The following is a 13,928-nucleotide window of genomic DNA, read 5'->3' as shown; positions in this document are numbered from 1 at the left end:
ATAATTTTTGGAAAGGCTGATTTGATGGGGATCTTGAGGCGTTTTTGTCGGAGGTTTGCGGAGGCTGGCGGGGTATCAATTATCGATGTGAGCAATGATCGAAAAGTTACGTATGTTCTTCATATAGTTAAATAATTATGCCTTACGAATTCCTGGAGGCCGCTGTTCTTAGCCTGACGTTTTTCAGTGCGAAAACGCAGCATTCTACACTACATCCTCGTCAGCTGGAAATGCACTTAGAGCCAGGTATAGCGCGAAGAGACGGCGTTTTCTTTATTGCGATGTAAATAATAATAAAGCCCGGCAGATTACCGGGCCTCAGAAGAGAGCGTCTCAACACGAAGTTGGTCGGGTGCCAGTGCAACGCTGAGGATAACAGGCTGCCACGCTTCCCGGGCGGCAAGCCTTGGGGAAACGCCTTTAGCAAGCCAGAACCCGCCCACGCCGCCCAAAGCGGCCCCGCACATGGCGGCCAAATCTGTGCCGAACAGCATCTGGAAAACCCCGCCCATCACGAACAGACCTGCCAGCGGAGAAAGGTAAACCAGCATGGCGGAAGTGAGCAGGCTACCTTCAGCGATGCCCAGCTCCACTTTTTGCCCTGCCACCAGCGGCTGATCGCTCGGCACAGCAATAGTGTGCGACGTTTGCGGCCCCAGCTTATTCAACACGCGGCTGCCGCAACCGGCTCGCGAAGCGCAGCTGCTGCATGATGCTTTAACGTCACAGCTGACAAGCGCTACGCCATCCTGCCAGGATACGACCGTGGCCCACTCTTTAATCATTGCGCAGCCCTGAATTTAATGCTGTCTGAAATACGTTTTGCCGTTGGCGGCGGTAATTCACCGACAATGGTAATTTCCGCATTATCGCGCACCGTCGTGCTGACCGTCCGGCGACCGGTACGGAGCATCTGTTCGGAACTGTTCGCCGTAGCGCGATTGATATTCACCGAGAAGCTAAACAGCCCATCGGAATAGAGTCGCGACTCAACCGGTGTTTCGATGGTTGGGAGCTGGCGACGGCTGCTGGAAACTTCGCTGAACCCTTGCGGGATCCAGGATGGTACCCAGTTAAAATTGACAGAATCGCCGGCAGGCACGGAAAGCAAAGGCGGCAGGCTGGCTTTGGCCAGATTCTGCATGCTGTTGCCAACCTGACTGTTCACATCGAAGGAGATCACGCGGAACTGCTCCAGCGTCTCACCGTCGCGATCGAGCAGATCAACGCGCATCGGCAGCTTCGTCTCTGCGTCAATCCAGACGATATAGCTGTAACGTGTCCCATCCCGCGCGACAACGCGGATCACTTCGCACAGCCTGTCGGCAATACGCGTTCGCCCCACCGAGATAAAATCATAGTAGGGGGCGAGACGTTTAAAATCGGTGTAAATGAGCGACGGCAGGGAGTCAACGATGTAGTCACCATTGAGCGTAAACGGCTCAAGGCCAGGCTCGAAATAGCTGATTTCGTTCCCACGCTGGACCACTTCCCGACGCGGGCCATCCATCTGTAAAAGCTGGGCGAGCGGCTGGTTATCAAGGCGGGCGTGGCGATAGCGTAACGATTCGACACCCTGCTTATTGATGCTGATAAATGCCAACTCGTAATTGAGTGACTGGCTGGCCAGGTTCATTTGCTGCAACAACGCCCCGGATGAAACATCAGCCGAGGCGTTAGCAGAGAAGAACAGGCTACCCGCCATCAAAGACATGGCGAACCAAAGTTGCTTCATTACTGCGATTGCGTTCCTAAAGTTTGGTTTCCTGGCACCTGCACAGCAGCCTGCTGGGTTTGGGCCTGCTCAAACTGAAGCTGCTCGGAGTGCAGACGGCGCTGCAACTCGTAATCCTGCAACATCGCATTAATGCGACGGCGCTGCTCCTGTACCTGCTGTTGTTGTCCGCCGCTTGCGGAGGCATCTGCCGGTACGCCCAGGCTAACCGGGCTGGCTTTACCCATCATCGGCAGCGTATTGAACACTGGCGCTTCAGGCTGCTGATTGGCTTCAGACTGAGTATTATAGTGCTGGACCCCAACGATAACTGCAAGCGATACGCACGCAGCGACCCCCATTTGGGTGAGCTGGCTGGCCCATGGACGCACCTTGTGCCAGAACGGCATTTTCTGCCATTGGTGAGGTGCAGGCTGCGCTTCAGGAATCAGCGGCGTGGTCTGATGAACAGGTTCGTTCTCAATGGCCGCCATAACGCGTGCTGAGATATCGAAATGGAGAACCTCGCTGGTATCACCGCGCAGAGAGTCGCGGATAAGATGATAGCTCTCCCAGGTCTGTTGCATTTCGGGAGAATGAGACAACTCATCGAGCAGCTCATTATCCAGCGTTTCACCATCCATTAAAGCGGAAAGTTTTTCTTTCTGCATGCCTAATACCTTTTCCAGTATCCCGCTATCGTCAACGCCTGATAAGCGGTTGAACTTTATTATCAATGGCTTCTCGCGCACGGAAAATTCGTGAACGAACCGTGCCGACCGGACAATCCATGATGGCGGCTATCTCTTCATAGCTTAGGCCATCCAGCTCCCGTAACGTAATTGCCATGCGTAAATCTTCCGGGAGCGACTCGATCGTGCGAAAAACGATTTGTCTCAGTTCTTCTGACAACATTAAGTTCTCAGGGTTCGAAATTTCTTTCAGCGCGCCACCACTTTCGAAGTTTTCTGCGTCGATAGCGTCAACGTCACTAGAAGGCGGACGACGGCCCTGAGCAACCAAATAATTCTTAGCCGTATTGACTGCAATACGATACAGCCAGGTATAAAAAGCACTATCCCCCCGGAATGAATCCAGCGCGCGATAGGCCTTAATAAAAGACTCTTGCACCACATCAGGAACATCGCCTGACGGTACATAGCGGGAAACCAGACTCGCTACCTTATGCTGGTAGCGCACCACCAGTAGGTTAAAAGCTTTCTGATCTCCCTTCTGGACCCGTTCAACCAGGACCTGGTCCGTTAACTGCTCGCTCATCCGAGGTAATGTCTCCCCAAACCAAATTCCACGCGTTATCGAAACGCCACTCTAACAACATTGCACTTTGAGCAAGCACCGAATTAGAGTGTCTGTTCTTCAATAAGTTCCGTAACGCCTTTGTTTTTGTTCATCGCGCCGCAGACCGTTCATTTTCTCTCATTATAAGTCTGTTCACGATACGCACCCGCTTTCTGACAAGAATCATCAACTTTATCGTCAGAAGAGTAACGCAACACAGGCTTTATTTCACCACAAAATCTGAAGCTAACGATCTGCTTCGCAAAATATTTCCGGCCATTTAGCGCAGATTTAACTTCTGGCCTTCCGTTTAGTCATTGCAACACACAACAAAAAAAACGTGCGATATCTCGCATCACAATGCTATTCTCCCCACACCATGTTTAGTAAATTAAACAAACATCATGAACACGACGCCTGAACTTCATTGTGATGTACTGATCATCGGCAGCGGTGCTGCCGGCCTATCCCTCGCACTGCGCCTGGCGGAACATCAGAACGTAATCGTGCTGAGTAAAGGGCCGATGAGCGAAGGTTCCACCTTCTATGCACAAGGCGGTATTGCCGCCGTGTTTGATGAAACGGATAGTATAGCCTCGCACGTAGAAGACACCCTGATTGCCGGCGCCGGGATCGTGGATGAGCATGCGGCAGAGTTTGTCGCCAGCAATGCCCGCCACTGCGTGCAATGGCTTATCGATCAGGGCGTGCTGTTTGATACGCATGTTCAGCCTAATGGTGAAGAGAGCTATCACCTGACCCGTGAAGGCGGGCACAGCCACCGCCGTATTCTGCACGCTGCTGATGCAACCGGAAAAGCGGTTGAAACCACGCTGGTCAGCAAAGCCCTCAGCCATCCTAATATTCGGGTGCTGGAGCGCAGCAACGCCGTCGACCTGATTATTTCCGATAAGATTGGCCTGCCCGGCACGCGCCGTGTTGTCGGCGCATGGGTGTGGAATCGGAATAAAGAGAAGGTGGAAACCTGCCAGGCAAAAGCCGTTGTGCTGGCGACTGGCGGCGCCTCCAAGGTTTACCAGTACACGACTAACCCGGATATCGCCTCCGGAGACGGTATCGCCATGGCCTGGCGCGCAGGCTGCCGCGTGGCGAATATGGAGTTTAATCAATTCCATCCTACCGCCCTGTTCCACCCGCAGGCACGTAACTTCCTGTTAACTGAAGCGTTGCGCGGCGAAGGCGCGTATCTGAAGCGTCCGGACGGTTCCCGGTTTATTCCGGACTTCGACCCCCGAGGTGAACTTGCCCCGCGGGATATCGTGGCCCGCGCCATTGACCACGAGATGAAGCGGCTTGGCGTCGACTGTATGTATCTGGACATTAGCCATAAACCGGAAGACTTTATTCGCCAGCACTTCCCGATGATTTATGAAAAGCTGCTGAGTCTGGGTATTGATTTAACCCGCGATCCGGTGCCGATTGTACCTGCCGCACACTATACCTGTGGCGGGGTGATGGTTGACGATCATGGTCGTACCGACGTGGATGGTTTGTATGCGATCGGCGAGGTCAGCTACACCGGCCTGCATGGTGCGAATCGCATGGCCTCAAACTCGCTGCTGGAGTGTCTGGTGTATGGGTGGTCGGCTGCGGAAGATATTACCAAACGCATGCCCTATGCACGTCCGACAACACACTTGCCGGCATGGGATGAAAGTCGGGTAGAAAACCCGGACGAACTGGTGGTTATCCAGCATAACTGGCACGAGCTGCGGCTTTTCATGTGGGATTATGTCGGGATTGTACGCACAACGAAGCGTCTGGAACGCGCGTTACGCCGCATCATGATGTTGCAGCAGGAAATTGATGAATATTACGCCAACTTCCGCGTTTCTAATAATCTGCTGGAGCTGCGCAACCTTGTGCAGGTTGCCGAGCTGATTGTGCGCTGTGCGATGATGCGCAAAGAGAGCCGTGGCCTGCATTATACGCTGGACTATCCCGAACCGCTTGAAATGTCCGGCCCGTCGGTGTTGACGCCGCAGGTTCACATAAACAGATAAAAGGCCTGGGTCAGGGCAGTGTAATCTTCGGAATAACGCTGGTCTGGCCCACGAATGACCAACCTGTCGATAAAGCATTCCCCCTCTTTCGGCGAGAGCGCCAGCAACACGCGGTGCGGTAAGCGTCCTTCCGTATCCGAAATATCGGTACGAAGACGCAGATTCCAGCCGATCCCCCGTGCGATCTCAATGAAGGTATTACCCGTGCTTTCAGGCAAGACCACGCAGAAAAATCCCTCTTCCGAGATGAGCTCCGCCGCACTGGTCAGTAGCGCCTTGTGATCGAGCGAGCCGGTGTAACGTGCCTGCTCGCGTTCTGGCGTTCCACATTCCACGCCTGGCGTGAAATACGGCGGATTGCTGACAATCAAATCGTAACGCGCGGTTTGCTCCGACGCCCAGGTCAGGACATCGGCGCATTCTACCCTGATGCGATCTGCCCACGGAGAGTCGGCAGCGTTTTCACTTGCCTGCCGGGACGCCTGAGGATCAAGCTCAACGGCGTCGATCGTGACGTGTTCTTCCGTTCGCTGCGCCAGCATCAGCGCCTGAAGTCCGCTGCCCGTACCAATATCCAGAATGCGTTTTACACCTGCGACAGGCGCCCATGCACCCAGTAAAATACCGTCTGTACCGACTTTCATCGCACAACGATCGTGCGCCACAAAAAACTGTTTAAACGTAAAACCATCGCGGCGCAACTGCGCTTTGAGTTGAGACATGTCAGGGCAACCTTCTGAGTGAAACTGGAGTAGCATAGGGGAAAGCGAAGTGGTCGAAAAGCGATATCCATACAAACAGATGAAGATTACAGCCGTAACGTCTATAATCAGCGCCCCACACAGAGGTAGAACATGACTGTAACGACTTTTTCCGAACTTGAACTCGATGAAAGCCTGCTCAATGCCCTTGAGAGCAAAGGCTTTACACGCCCGACCGCCATTCAGGCCGCGGCCATTCCGCCTGCGCTTGAGGGCCGCGATGTGCTCGGTTCTGCGCCAACCGGCACGGGGAAGACAGCAGCCTACTTGCTGCCTGTGTTGCAGCATTTGCTCGACTTTCCGCGTAAAAAATCAGGCCCGCCGCGCATTTTGATCCTGACCCCGACCCGTGAACTGGCGATGCAGGTTGCCGAACACGCGCGTGAGCTGGCGGCGAACACCCATCTGGATATCGCGACCATCACCGGTGGCGTAGCGTATATGAACCACGCCGAAGTGTTCAGCGAAAACCAGGATATCGTTGTCGCGACGACAGGCCGTCTGCTGCAATACATAAAAGAAGAGAACTTCGACTGCCGCGCGGTGGAAACGCTGATTCTCGATGAAGCTGACCGCATGCTGGACATGGGCTTTGCCCAGGATATCGAACACATCGCGGGTGAAACGCGCTGGCGTAATCAGACAATGCTGTTCTCGGCAACCCTTGAAGGGGATGCCATTAAAGATTTCGCCGAACGTCTGCTGGAAGATCCGGTGGAAGTGTCCGCTACGCCATCGACCCGTGAGCGTAAGAAGATCCACCAGTGGTACTACCGCGCAGATAACCTTGAGCATAAGGTTGAGTTGTTGAAACACCTGCTGAAGCAGGAAGAGGCAACCCGTACCATCGTCTTCGTACGCAAACGTGAGCGCGTGCATGAGCTGGCAGAAATGCTGCGCAACGCCGGCATTAACAACTGCTATCTCGAAGGTGAAATGGCGCAGGTTAAGCGAACCGAAGGGATTAAGCGCCTGACCGATGGCCGCGTGAATGTGCTGGTTGCCACCGATGTTGCCGCGCGTGGGATCGACATCCCGGACGTGAGCCACGTAATCAACTTTGATATGCCGCGCAGCGGTGATACTTACCTGCACCGTATTGGTCGTACCGGCCGTGCGGGCCGCAAAGGTATTGCTATCTCTCTGGTAGAAGCGCACGACCATCTGCTGCTACAGAAAATTGGCCGCTACGTTGAGGAGCCGCTGAAAGCTCGCGTGATTGACGGGCTTCGTCCGACCACACGTGCGCCGAGTGAAAAAATGACGGGTAAACCGTCCAAGAAAGCGCTCGCGAAACGTGCTGAGAGAAAAGAGAAAGAAAAAGAGAAGCCGCGCGTTAAACAGCGCCACCGCGATACCAAAAATATTGGTAAGCGCCGTAAGCCAAGTTCTGCTGCGCCAGAGACAAAAACTGAAGAGTAAAAAAAAAGCCGGGACATTCCCGGCTTTTTTATTCCACCCCCGAAGCTGAACTTTACAGGCTTTCAGTAAAGGTACGCGCGATAACGTCGCGCTGCTGTTCCGGGGTCAGAGAGTTGAAACGCACCGCATAGCCAGACACACGGATGGTCAGCTGCGGGTATTTTTCCGGGTGCTCAACGGCATCCATCAGCGTTTCGCGACGCAGGACGTTAACGTTCAGGTGCTGACCGCCTTCCACGCGTACTTCTGGTTGCACTTGCATTGGAATTTCACGGTATTCAATTTCGCCCAGTTTGCTCACCGGAACGATTTCGTCTTCCGCAAAACCTGCTTTCGCTACTACACAGCGCGCTTCGTTTTTCTCGCTGTCCAGCAGCCAGAAAGAGTTCAGCAGATCGTCATTTGCAGCTTTAGTAATCTGGATACCTGTAATCATGTGTTGCCTCCCTTAGGCTACATTAACTGATGCTGGCCTTTTGCGGCCAATTGGTAAAACCATTGTTTGTTGTGTGTATATATAACATTCAGACCCGGGTGATTTATTGATTTAAATCAACAAAACCACCAACCACACAAAGAGTGTGGTCTGTATTTTTTGTTTTAGATCAATTTTAAAGGTTTACCAATTCGACTTATCCTGCCTGGTTTTCAACATAAATTGAGTCACTTAGCCTGGTTTTCCGCGGGTAATTTTGCTCATTGGGGTTTAACAGGTAAGCTAGACACAGAATGAGATTCGCAGGAGAGCGAGATGACAACACCTTTAACCTGGCATGACGTGCTGGCAGAAGAGAAGCAGCAGCCCTATTTTATTAACACCCTCAGTACCGTTGCGGCTGAACGGCAGGCCGGCCAGACAATTTATCCGCCGCAGAAAGATGTGTTTAACGCCTTCCGCTACACCGAACTGAGCGATGTAAAGGTGGTTATCCTGGGGCAGGATCCATACCACGGCCCCGGGCAGGCTCACGGACTGGCATTTTCCGTGCGTCCGGGCGTAGCCATCCCCCCTTCTCTGCTGAATATGTATAAAGAGCTGGAAGGAACGATTCCGGGTTTTACCCGCCCTAATCACGGTTATCTGGAAAGCTGGGCGCGCCAGGGCGTGCTGTTGCTGAATACCGTATTAACCGTCCGGGCGGGTCAGGCACACTCCCACGCCAGTCTGGGATGGGAAACCTTTACCGATAAGGTTATCAGCCTGATCAATGAGCATCGTGAAGGCGTCGTGTTTTTACTCTGGGGATCGCACGCACAAAAGAAAGGGGCGATTATCGATCGTCAGCGTCATCACGTGCTGAAGGCACCGCACCCGTCGCCGCTGTCTGCGCATCGCGGTTTCTTTGGCAGTAATCATTTTGTTCTGACGAATGAGTGGCTGGAAAAGCGTGGCGAAAAGCCGATTGACTGGATGCCTGTGTTACCGGCAGAGAGCGAGTAGGGTTTGAATGTGCCGGGTCAGGCCCGGCACATAAAAGGCTTATGCCTTGTTCTGACGCCACCATTCCGCCAGCAGCACGCCGGTCGCAACGGATACGTTCAGGCTTTCAACGTTGCCAGTGCCGTCGATAGAGACGCTCAGGTCAGCGCTGGAGAGTGCCGCATCAGACAGACCATCACGCTCCTGACCTAACACCAGCACCATTTTGCGCGGCAGCGTCGCTTTAAACAGCGGCGTAGCGGCACGGCTTGAGGTGGTGACAATGGTGTAGCCCGCTTTACGGAATTGCTCCAGGGCTTCCAGCACGCTGTCGCCGGTGATCGGCTGAACGTGCTCTGCACCGCCTTCCGCGGTACGAATCGCCGCACCGGATTCCAGCAGCGCGGCATCCTGCAACAGAACGCCTTTCACGCCAAAGTGCGCGCAGCTACGCATCATAGCGCCCAGGTTATGCGGGTTACCCACATCTTCCAGCGCCAGCACGCAGTCATCGGCATCCGCCTGGCTAACCCACTGCTGCACGGTAGTGCCGTTACGTTTTTTGATCAGGAAGCAGACGCCGCCGTGGTGTTCTGTACCGGACGCTTTTGTCAGCTCGGCATCGTCAACCACGTGGTAGGCTTTGCGGTTCGCCGCCATCCAGCGCAGCGCTTCTTTGAAGCGCGGGGTCACGCTCTGAATAAACCATGCACGAACGATACACTCCGGGCGGCTCTGGAACAGGGCCTGACAGGCGTTCTCACCGTAGACACGGGTCTCTTCCGCACGCTGACGACGCAACACTTCCGGATCGATAAAGCTTTTTCCGCTGATACCGCCGTGATCGGCTTTTTCGGTCGCCTCTTCACCGGGCGCGCGAGAAACGGTACGCCATGGCGATCCACCGTCACGGACAACATCATCGCGTTTGCGATCGTCACGCTTACGGTCATCACGTTTGCGGTCATCGCCGCGGTTATTTCTGTCATCGCGGGCGGGGCGACGGCCACCGTCTGCACGAGAAGACGCCGGACGCCCGCCACCTTTTCCGGTACGCGGATTTTGGGTGCGTTTATCAGAGTCATCATCACTGCGGACATACATCACTTTGACCTTGCCGCTTTTGTTTTTCATTTCGTCGTTCATGCTTTTCTCCACCAGCGCTGCGCGAAGCGCGCAGATTACCCGATGTGCAAGCTCATAGCCATAATTTCGTACAAAAGCCTGTGACTATTGTTCCCATTGAATAAAACGCATTGTCGTTTCATACAAGCTCACTGATAATATGTAACATATCAGAAACATTATCGGCGTTCTGCCGTTGTTCCACGGCTCTATCAGAGGTTAGTTATGAATACCGTATGTGCCAACTGTCAGGCTGTAAACCGCATTCCGGACGACCGGGTGGATGACGGTGCGAAATGCGGGCGTTGTGGCCACGAATTATTTGATGGCGATGTCATTAACGCGACGGGTGCTACGCTGGACAAACTCCTCAAGGACGATCTGCCTGTTGTGGTCGATTTCTGGGCACCGTGGTGCGGCCCCTGCCGTAACTTTGCGCCCATCTTCGAAGACGTGGCTGAAGAGCGCAGCGGGAAAATGCGTTTTGTCAAAGTGAATACCGAAGCGGAACGTGAACTCAGCGCCCGTTTTCGCATTCGCAGCATTCCAACCATTATGATTTTCAAAAATGGTGAAGTGATCGACATGCTCAATGGTGCAGTACCGAAAGCGCCTTTCGACAGCTGGTTAAACGAATCCCTGTAACATTCACGGGGCATATCTTGTGCCCCGTTCTCTCCTCTGCGAAAATGGGGTTTTTCCTGCCTTTTCGCCCATGACTGATAACGCTGTACTTCAATTACGCGCCGAGCGCCTTGCGCGCGCCACCCGCCCTTTTCTGGCCCGAGGCAATCGTATTCGCCGCTGCCAGCGCTGCCTTTTACCGCTGAAAGTGTGTCTGTGCGAAACGCTTGCACCGAGCGAGGCGAAAAGCCGCTTTTGTCTGGTCATGTTCGATACCGAACCGATGAAGCCCAGCAACACGGGGCGTTTGATCGCCGATATTCTGCCCAACACCGCAGCGTTTCAGTGGTCGCGCACTGAGCCACCTCAGGCTCTGCTCGACCTGGTGGCAAGCCCGGACTATCAGCCCATGGTCGTTTTCCCGGCATCATATGCAGGCGAACAACGTCAGGTGCTTACGGCGCCACCATCCGGTAAGCCGCCGCTGTTTATTATGCTCGACGGCACCTGGACCGAAGCGAGAAAGATGTTTCGCAAAAGCCCTTACCTTGATGCGCTGCCGGTGATTTCCGTCGATCTGTCGCGCGTTTCGGCCTATCGCTTGCGTGAAGCGCATGCCGACGGTCAATATTGCACCGCTGAAGTCGCTATTGCGCTACTGGATCTGGCGGGCGATACCCAGGCGGCCGGCGCGCTGGGCTCCCACTTCTCCTGCTTCCGTGAACGTTATCTTGCGGGAAAAACCGTTCATAAGGGTAGCGTCACAGCAACAGAGGCAGAAAGCGTTTAAAATCATCAGGTCGCTTGCATTCACGGGAGGCCTGCATGAGCCAGAGAGGGTTAGAAGCGCTACTCCGTCCTAAATCCATTGCCGTTATTGGCGCCTCGATGAAACCGGACCGCGCAGGGTATCTGATGATGCGTAACCTGCTGGCTGGCGGGTTTAACGGCCCGGTCATGCCCGTTACGCCCGCTTATAAGGCGGTACAGGGGGTACTGGCGTGGCCGGATGTGCAGAGCCTGCCTTTCGTTCCCGACCTCGCCGTGCTCTGTACACATGCGAAACGAAACCTCGAACTGCTTGAGTCGCTCGGTCAGAAAGGCTGTAAAACCTGCATTATTCTTTCCTCGCCTCCTGAACAGCAGCCCGAACTGCTGGCCTGCGCCAGCCGCTACCAGATGCGCATTCTTGGTCCAAACAGCCTCGGTCTGCTTGCGCCCTGGCAAGGGCTGAATGCCAGTTTTTCCCCGGTTCCGATCCGCAAAGGCAAACTGGCCTTTATTTCGCAGTCGGCTGCGGTATCCAATACCATCCTCGACTGGGCGCAGCAGCGTGAGATGGGTTTTTCCTACTTCATCGCTTTGGGCGACAGCCTGGACATTGACGTCGATGAGCTGCTGGATTTCCTGGCGCGTGACAGCAAAACCAGCGCTATCCTGCTCTACCTTGAACACCTGAGCGACGCCCGTCGTTTTGTGTCGGCGTCGCGTAGCGCATCGCGTAATAAACCGATACTGGTCATCAAAAGCGGGCGCAGCCCCGCGGCTCAGCGCCTGCTACATTCCCGTTCCGGGATGGATCCCGCATGGGATGCAGCGATCCAGCGCGCCGGTTTACTGCGGGTACAGGATACGCACGAGCTTTTTTCCGCCGTCGAAACGTTAAGCCACATGCGCCCCCTGCGCGGTGAAAAGCTGATGATTGTCAGCAACGGTGCCGCTCCCGCCGCCCTGGCGCTGGACGAGCTCTGGCTACGCAACGGCAAGCTGGCCACGCTGGGTGAAGAGACGCTACAGCGCCTGTGGGACGCGTTACCGGGAAGCGTTGTTCCCGATAATCCCCTCGATTTGCGCGATGATGCCAGCAGCGATCGTTACATTAAGGCGATCACGATTTTGCTCGATAGCCAGGACTTTGATGCGCTGATGATTATCCATTCGCCCAGCGCGGTTGCGCCAGGCAGCGAAAGTGCGCGTGCGCTGATTGAGGTAGTCCGAAACCATCCCCGCGGCAAATACGTTACCCTGCTGACCAACTGGTGCGGCGAGTTCTCCTCGCAGGAGGCACGGCGTCTGTTTAGTGAAGCCGGGTTGCCAACCTACCGTACCCCGGAGGGCACCATTACCGCGTTTATGCATATGGTTGAATACCGCCGCAACCAGAAGCAGCTGCGTGAAACGCCTGCCCTGTCGGGCAATCTCACCGCAAATTCGGTGGATGTGCACAGGCTTTTGCAGCAGGCCATCGAAGAGGGCGCCACTTCTCTCGACACACATGAGGTGCAACCCATTCTTGGCAGCTATGGGATGCAAACCCTGCCCACCTGGATTGCCGGCGACAGCGCTGAGGCGGTACATATCGCTGAGCAGATTGGTTATCCGGTCGCGCTGAAGCTGCGCTCTCCCGATATTCCGCACAAATCGGATGTGCAGGGCGTCATGCTGTATCTGCGCACCGCGACAGAAGTACAACAGGCCGCGGATGCCATTATCGATCGCGTAAAAATGACGTGGCCACAGGCCCGGATCCACGGCCTGCTGGTGCAGAGCATGGCCAACCGTGCAGGTGCGCAGGAGCTACGCGTGGTTGTCGAACACGATCCGGTTTTTGGTCCGCTCATTATGCTGGGTGAAGGCGGCGTTGAGTGGCGGCCAGAAGAACAGGCGGTTGTCGCGCTTCCTCCTCTAAACATGAACCTGGCGCGTTATTTGATTATTCAGGCCATCAAAAGCAAAAAAATCCGCGGGAGAAGCGCTCTGCGGCCGCTTGATATCGCCGGGTTAAGCCAGTTTCTGGTGAAGGTCTCCAACCTCATTGTTGACTGTGCGGAGATCCAGCGCCTGGATATCCACCCCCTTCTTGCCTCCGGAAATGAATTTACCGCGCTGGACGTGACGCTGGATATTGCGCCCTTTATCGGTGATCGGGAAAGCCGTCTCGCCATTCGTCCTTATCCTCTTCATCTGGAAGAGTGGGTGGAGATGAAAAATGGGGAGCGGGCGCTGTTTCGCCCTATCCTGCCGGAAGACGAGCCGCTGCTGCGGGCGTTCATCTCGCAGGTGACGAAGGAAGATTTGTACTATCGCTATTTCAGCGAAATCAATGAATTTACCCACGACGATTTAGCCAATATGACCCAGATCGACTACGATCGAGAAATGGCGATTGTGGCGGTCCGCCGTTCCGGAGCGGGAGAGGAGATCCTCGGCGTGACGCGTGCCATTTCCGACCCGGATAACGTGGATGCGGAGTTTGCCGTACTGGTGCGTTCCGATCTTAAGGGTTTGGGGTTGGGCAGACGGCTGCTCGAAAAACTCATTGGTTATACGCGCGATCACGGATTGTCACGCCTGAATGGCATTACTATGCCAAACAATCGGGGTATGGTGACCCTGGCGCGGAAGCTCGGTTTTGACGTTGATATCCAGCTGGATGAAGGCATTGTCTCTCTGTCCCTCAGCCTGATTTCGACGGATAAACAAGAGTAAGCTGCTGGAAATGTTACCCACTTTTCGCGGCACTGGGGTATCATTGTCCG

13 protein-coding genes are annotated in these 13,928 nt (G+C 54.7%); 6 read left to right on the top strand and 7 right to left on the bottom strand.

Going from position 1 to position 13,928, the window contains the following annotated elements; genetic code table 11:
- Positions 1 to 308 precede the first annotated feature (308 nt).
- From rseC to rpoE, 4 genes are read right to left on the bottom strand one after another with little or no spacing between them, the layout of a single operon-like run.
- A complete protein-coding gene (gene rseC, locus SK58_RS07860) occupies positions 309 to 785 on the bottom strand; it encodes a SoxR-reducing system protein RseC (protein WP_006811609.1) in 477 nt (158 codons plus the stop codon).
- Entirely contained in the window at positions 782 to 1,735 is a 954-nt protein-coding gene (gene rseB / locus SK58_RS07855) for a sigma-E factor regulatory protein RseB (RefSeq protein ID WP_003860717.1), read from the bottom strand. Before rseB ends, rseC begins: the two co-directional genes overlap by 4 nt.
- Positions 1,735 to 2,385: an anti-sigma-E factor RseA gene (gene rseA / locus SK58_RS07850; RefSeq protein ID WP_015572138.1), complete on the bottom strand. Its 651-nt coding sequence runs from the start codon at positions 2,383 to 2,385 to the stop codon at positions 1,735 to 1,737. Before rseA ends, rseB begins: the two co-directional genes overlap by 1 nt.
- A gap of 31 nt (positions 2,386 to 2,416) precedes the next feature.
- Complete coding sequence (gene rpoE, locus SK58_RS07845; RefSeq protein ID WP_006176728.1) at positions 2,417 to 2,992, bottom strand: RNA polymerase sigma factor RpoE; 576 nt, start codon at positions 2,990 to 2,992, stop codon at positions 2,417 to 2,419.
- 425 nt (positions 2,993 to 3,417) lie between these two features.
- On the opposite strand from rpoE, the gene nadB reads away from it, so the two are divergent.
- The gene (gene nadB, locus SK58_RS07840; RefSeq protein WP_048219606.1) at positions 3,418 to 5,037 is read left to right on the top strand and encodes an L-aspartate oxidase; all 1,620 of its coding nucleotides are present in this window, start codon (positions 3,418 to 3,420) and stop codon (positions 5,035 to 5,037) included.
- On the opposite strand, the gene SK58_RS07835 is transcribed toward nadB, so the two are convergent.
- Complete coding sequence (locus tag SK58_RS07835; RefSeq protein WP_017383553.1) at positions 5,022 to 5,759, bottom strand: tRNA(1)(Val) (adenine(37)-N(6))-methyltransferase TrmN; 738 nt, start codon at positions 5,757 to 5,759, stop codon at positions 5,022 to 5,024. The two genes, nadB and SK58_RS07835, sit on opposite strands and share 16 nt — an antisense overlap.
- Before the next feature lie 132 nt (positions 5,760 to 5,891).
- Between SK58_RS07835 and srmB the strand changes: the two genes are divergently transcribed.
- Complete coding sequence (srmB, locus tag SK58_RS07830) at positions 5,892 to 7,220, top strand: ATP-dependent RNA helicase SrmB (RefSeq protein ID WP_017383554.1); 1,329 nt, start codon at positions 5,892 to 5,894, stop codon at positions 7,218 to 7,220.
- Positions 7,221 to 7,272: 52 nt separating this feature from the next.
- Here srmB and grcA read toward each other — a convergent pair whose 3' ends face one another.
- Positions 7,273 to 7,656, bottom strand: a complete 384-nt coding sequence (grcA, locus tag SK58_RS07825; RefSeq protein WP_003860727.1) for an autonomous glycyl radical cofactor GrcA — start codon at positions 7,654 to 7,656, stop codon at positions 7,273 to 7,275.
- Positions 7,657 to 7,971: 315 nt separating this feature from the next.
- Here grcA and ung point away from each other — a divergent pair, with 315 nt between their 5' ends.
- The gene (ung, locus tag SK58_RS07820; RefSeq protein WP_003860729.1) at positions 7,972 to 8,661 is read left to right on the top strand and encodes a uracil-DNA glycosylase; all 690 of its coding nucleotides are present in this window, start codon (positions 7,972 to 7,974) and stop codon (positions 8,659 to 8,661) included.
- A 39-nt stretch (positions 8,662 to 8,700) separates the two neighbouring features.
- Here the strand turns inward: ung and SK58_RS07815 are convergent, their stop codons facing one another.
- Positions 8,701 to 9,786: a tRNA/rRNA methyltransferase gene (locus SK58_RS07815; protein ID WP_017383555.1), complete on the bottom strand. Its 1,086-nt coding sequence runs from the start codon at positions 9,784 to 9,786 to the stop codon at positions 8,701 to 8,703.
- A 204-nt stretch (positions 9,787 to 9,990) separates the two neighbouring features.
- On the opposite strand from SK58_RS07815, the gene trxC reads away from it, so the two are divergent.
- The 3 genes from trxC (at position 9,991) to pat (ending at position 13,878) form a co-directional block, all read left to right on the top strand.
- A complete protein-coding gene (gene trxC / locus SK58_RS07810) occupies positions 9,991 to 10,410 on the top strand; it encodes a thioredoxin TrxC (RefSeq protein WP_015572133.1) in 420 nt (139 codons plus the stop codon).
- A gap of 70 nt (positions 10,411 to 10,480) precedes the next feature.
- On the top strand, positions 10,481 to 11,179 hold the full coding sequence (gene tapT, locus SK58_RS07805) for a tRNA-uridine aminocarboxypropyltransferase (protein ID WP_003860734.1): 699 nt from the start codon (positions 10,481 to 10,483) through the stop codon (positions 11,177 to 11,179).
- Between the two features lie 35 nt (positions 11,180 to 11,214).
- Positions 11,215 to 13,878, top strand: coding sequence for a bifunctional acetate--CoA ligase family protein/GNAT family N-acetyltransferase (gene pat, locus SK58_RS07800; RefSeq protein ID WP_048219604.1), 2,664 nt, complete (start codon positions 11,215 to 11,217; stop codon positions 13,876 to 13,878).
- Positions 13,879 to 13,928: the final 50 nt, after the last annotated feature.

The organism is Enterobacter sp. BIDMC93, from assembly GCF_001037805.1.
GTDB lineage: Bacteria > Pseudomonadota > Gammaproteobacteria > Enterobacterales > Enterobacteriaceae > Enterobacter > Enterobacter hormaechei_C.
This window is presented reverse-complemented; position numbering and strand designations above follow the sequence as displayed.

Excerpts from the sequence above, each read along its gene's own strand:
- nadB (WP_048219606.1), top strand. The coding sequence starts at position 3,418 with ATGAACACGACGCCTGAACTTCATTGTGATGTACTGATCATCGGCAGC.
- SK58_RS07835 (WP_017383553.1), bottom strand. The coding sequence starts at position 5,759 with ATGTCTCAACTCAAAGCGCAGTTGCGCCGCGATGGTTTTACGTTTAAA.
- rseC (WP_006811609.1), bottom strand. The coding sequence starts at position 785 with ATGATTAAAGAGTGGGCCACGGTCGTATCCTGGCAGGATGGCGTAGCG.
- ung (WP_003860729.1), top strand. The coding sequence starts at position 7,972 with ATGACAACACCTTTAACCTGGCATGACGTGCTGGCAGAAGAGAAGCAG.
- grcA (WP_003860727.1), bottom strand. The coding sequence starts at position 7,656 with ATGATTACAGGTATCCAGATTACTAAAGCTGCAAATGACGATCTGCTG.
- SK58_RS07815 (WP_017383555.1), bottom strand. The coding sequence starts at position 9,786 with ATGAACGACGAAATGAAAAACAAAAGCGGCAAGGTCAAAGTGATGTAT.
- srmB (WP_017383554.1), top strand. The coding sequence starts at position 5,892 with ATGACTGTAACGACTTTTTCCGAACTTGAACTCGATGAAAGCCTGCTC.
- rpoE (WP_006176728.1), bottom strand. The coding sequence starts at position 2,992 with ATGAGCGAGCAGTTAACGGACCAGGTCCTGGTTGAACGGGTCCAGAAG.
- tapT (WP_003860734.1), top strand. The coding sequence starts at position 10,481 with ATGACTGATAACGCTGTACTTCAATTACGCGCCGAGCGCCTTGCGCGC.
- rseA (WP_015572138.1), bottom strand. The coding sequence starts at position 2,385 with ATGCAGAAAGAAAAACTTTCCGCTTTAATGGATGGTGAAACGCTGGAT.
- pat (WP_048219604.1), top strand. The coding sequence starts at position 11,215 with ATGAGCCAGAGAGGGTTAGAAGCGCTACTCCGTCCTAAATCCATTGCC.
- rseB (WP_003860717.1), bottom strand. The coding sequence starts at position 1,735 with ATGAAGCAACTTTGGTTCGCCATGTCTTTGATGGCGGGTAGCCTGTTC.
- trxC (WP_015572133.1), top strand. The coding sequence starts at position 9,991 with ATGAATACCGTATGTGCCAACTGTCAGGCTGTAAACCGCATTCCGGAC.